This window comes from Paraburkholderia sp. UYCP14C, assembly GCF_004197395.1.
Classification (GTDB): Bacteria; Pseudomonadota; Gammaproteobacteria; order Burkholderiales; family Burkholderiaceae; genus Paraburkholderia.
The window spans coordinates 1-3,877 of sequence record NZ_SELS01000170.1 but is presented as its reverse complement, the minus strand read 5'-3'; the positions used below and the strand labels follow the sequence as shown (position 1 = coordinate 3,877).

Here is a 3,877-nt window from a genome sequence, read left to right as displayed (position 1 = left end):
TCGTCCGACCACGTCAGGATGCGCAGCGTCTTGCCGCTGAAGTTGTGCTCCTGCGCGCGCAGATTCAGGAACGGCATTGGCAGCGCGGATGCCGCGAGCGCCGTACCGATCGTCTTGATGGCCTGCCTTCTACCCCGTTTGATCTCTTGCATGGTCGTCTCCTGTCTGAACATCACGACTAAATCACTGTCAGTACCTGTTTGATTTCCTGAAACGCTGCGAGTCCGAACGGACCGAGTTCGCGCCCGATGCTGCTCTGCTTGTAGCCGCCCCACGAGGTCTGCGGAAAAATCAGTTGCGGCGTATTGATCCAGACGACTCCAGCCGCCAATGCATCGGCGACTCGCTTACCGCGCACTGCATCGCGTGTGACGACTGTCGCGACCAGCCCGAAATCAGTATCGTTGGCGGCTTCAATCGCATCCGCTTCAGCGTCGAAGCTGCGCACGCACAGCACCGGGCCGAAAATCTCCTCGCGCCACACGACGCTATCGGTTGGAACATCGACGAATATCGTCGGCTTCACGAAGTAGCCCGGACCGGCCGGTACTTCGCCCCCAATCAACAGACGTGCGCCATCGGCCTTACCCTGCGCAATAAAGCGTTGCACGCGCTCGAATTGCGCGCGGTTAGTGAGAGGCCCCATCTGCACACCCGGCGAAAACGGGTCGCCAACCACCATTTGAGTCGCGCGCTCGGCAAGGCGCGCAATGAGTGCTTCGGCGATCGTCCGCTCGACGAGCACCCGCGAGGTCGCCGAACACATCTGACCTGCATTGAAGAATGCGCCGCCCGCCACCAGGTCGACGGCCAGATCGAGATCCGCATCGGCGAACACGATGATCGACGACTTGCCGCCCAGCTCGAGACTCACGCCCTTGATCGTTTCAGCGGCGGCCTTCATGACCCGCTCCCCGACAGCCGTGCTCCCCGTGAAGGACACCTTCGCGACGCGCGGATGGGCTGTCAGCGGCGCGCCGACATCGGCACCCGTTCCGGTGACGACGTTGAACACGCCCGGCGGCAGGCCAACCTCGGCAACGATTGCGGCCAATTGCAACTCAGGCAGCGGTGTAACCTCAGATGGCTTGAGCACGACCGTGCAACCCGCCGCGAGCGCGGGCGCGAGCTTCCATGCGGTCGTGACCATCGGGAAATTCCACGGCACGATCAGTGCCGCGACCCCTGCCGGCTCGCGGCGAATCACCGCGCGATGATCCGCGCTGGGAATGGCAACTTCGGCTTCGCCAGTCTCGTCGAGTTGCTCGGCTAGTTCGGCGTAGTAGTCAAAGGTCGCGACGACATCGCCGATGTCGATCTCCGCTTCCGCAAGCGGCTTACCATTGTTCAGCGATTGGAGCGCAGCGAGAGATCCACGACGCGCCTCCACACCACGGGCGATCGCACGCAGATAGGCAGCGCGCGCTGCACCGGTCGTGTTCTTCCACGCGCTGAATGCGCGGGCCGCAGCCTGGACCGCGCGCTCAACGTCTCGTGCGTCACCCGCCTGAACTTCGGCAATCAACTCTTCCGTGGACGGATTGACCACCGGCAAGGAAGCGCTGTTTTCGCTATTGCACCAGCAGCCATCGATATAGAGCTGCGTACTCAGCAGCTCGCCGCAACGCAAGGGTATTTGCTTACTCATGCCGGCACCTTCTCGAACCAGGTTGCCTCGTCGATCTCGATGACGGTGGGGACGCTACGCAACGCGGCCTGCTGCAATTCCGTCAGGAGGCTCCCCGGCTCACCCACCCGGCTCGCCGCGCATCCGAAACCGCGCGCCAGCGCAATGAAGTCCGGTGTGTAGATATCCACGCCGACCGGTGTGATGTCGCGCCGAACCATGTATTTGCGGATTTCGCCATAACCGAAGTTGTTCCACAGCAGCACGATCACCGGCACACGAGCCTCGACTGCACTAGCCAGCTCCGGCATGGTGAACTGCAAACCGCCATCTCCGATCAGGCAGACTACCGGTCGTCGTGGCGCAGCAAGCTTCGCACCGATGGCAGCTGGCAGTCCATAGCCCAGCGTGCCGTAACCTGTCGATGAATTGAACCAGGAACGCGGCGCAGGGGCGTCATGGACAAAGTTGCCGGCATAGACTGGGCTCGTCGAGTCTCCTGCGATGATCACGTCGGGCAATGCGCTGACGATCGTCTCGACAAATTGCTTTTGCGATCGCATCGGCGCATCGTAGCTGGCCGCGATCGCGGCACGCACGGCCGAGACCCGCACCGCACCCCAGTCAGCTTGCCTCGACGGCAACGGCCGCTCGCGCAGGCGCGCCGACAGGCCGCCAAGTGCGTGCTTCGCATCGGCAACGATCGCTGCTTCAGGACGAAAATTGCGCATCACCTGTTGCGCGTCGATATCGATGCGAATGAGTCGGCCACCGATAGAGAAGCCACCATCGAACACGACGTCGTAGTCTGTTTCACCCAGCTCGGTCCCGACAGCGAGTACCACATCGGCTTCGCGGACCATGGCCCGCGTCTCGGGCAACGATTGTGTTGAACCGAGCGACAGCGGATGACCGCAACGCAAAAGGCCTTTCGCATTGACCGTGAGAGCGACCGGCGCCTGCAACCGCTCGGCCAACTCGCACAACTCGACCGAGGCTTCCACCGCTCCACCGCCAGCCAGAATCAACGGCCGCCGGGCTTCGGCAAGCAGGTTCGCGGCAGCGTCGAGCGCGCCGGCGCTGGCGGTCGGCCTGTCCGGCAATGCCGCCGGCGTCAGCGCCATGCCGCTCGCGGACGCGACGATCACGTCGAGCGGAATCTCGATATGCACCGGCCGCGGCCGGGCACTCTCGAACACGGCGAACGCGCGCGAGAGAACCTGGGGGAGTTCAGCGGCATCGAGCAGCGTATGCGAGAACGCGGTAAATCCCGCGAATACTTCGCGCTGCGAAGGCAACTCGTGAAGACGCCCGTCTCCGCTAGCCAGTTGCCGTCGTTCGTTCACACTGGAAATCACCAACATCGGAATTGAGTCGGCATAGGCCTGCGCCATCGCCGTTGCGATATTGGTCATGCCGGGACCCGTGATGATGAAGCACACGCCAGGCTTGCCCGTGACCCGTGCATAACCGTCCGCCATGAAACCCGCACCCTGTTCGTGACGCGGCGTCACATGCCGGATCGAAGAAGCCGCGAGACCGCGATATAGCTCGACCGTATGCACACCCGGGATGCCAAATACGCACTGAACGCCATAGCCCTCAAGCAACGTCACGAGCGCCTCGCCACAGGTTCGATCTGGCGTCGCCGGGTACGCTATCGGGTTGGCGCATACCTCACCGAGGAGGTGTGTGGTTTCGGGAAAATTCATTAGTCTTCAGGCTCCCGGTTGGTTTGAACCCTGCATTCAGGTGTCCGTATAAAAATCGAGATCGCGTCCGGCATTTACTGCATTTGCCCGTAATCACCTACGCGATTCGACCTGCGAGCTGAACGTAGTCGTCGCGCTCTTCCGTTGAATGAATTCTCGTTGCTGGATGCGCGCCGAACAACCGATAATTTTTCATGATCGGCATGATCTATTCGCATATCAAAGGGAAAACCCGATCTCATTTCCGCCTAAATTCAAGGATATTTGGCGATTTTCAGTGCATCGTTAATTACAAATTCTCATGACGACGCAAGGAGATCGGCGCAACTTCGAAGACCGTCGTGCGCCCACGTTCCCACGATCCGCATTGCCTGCATTTCAGGCGATTGGCTTTAATAATCAGAATGGCCTTTTATCCGCGCGCGAATGCAAGCAATGCAGCGAATGCGAAAGCAATTACTTGGCGGCCTCAAAAGCGAGGTGCAACACTTATCTCGTATAAGGTGTTGCAATGCCCGACAAAACTACTTCTACTTCA

General features: G+C 60.8%; 2 protein-coding genes and 1 pseudogene. All 3 read right to left on the bottom strand.

The annotated features are described in order from the left end of the window. Positions 1 to 152: pseudogene (locus EVC45_RS47450) on the bottom strand (ABC transporter substrate-binding protein); the annotation flags it as partial. Between the two features lie 26 nt (positions 153 to 178). Beyond that, a complete protein-coding gene (locus EVC45_RS43715) occupies positions 179 to 1,648 on the bottom strand; it encodes an aldehyde dehydrogenase family protein (RefSeq protein WP_129964247.1) in 1,470 nt (489 codons plus the stop codon). After that, on the bottom strand, positions 1,645 to 3,339 hold the full coding sequence (locus tag EVC45_RS43710) for a 5-guanidino-2-oxopentanoate decarboxylase (RefSeq protein ID WP_129964246.1): 1,695 nt from the start codon (positions 3,337 to 3,339) through the stop codon (positions 1,645 to 1,647). The genes EVC45_RS43715 and EVC45_RS43710 overlap by 4 nt, the downstream gene beginning before the upstream one ends. Positions 3,340 to 3,877 lie beyond the last annotated feature (538 nt).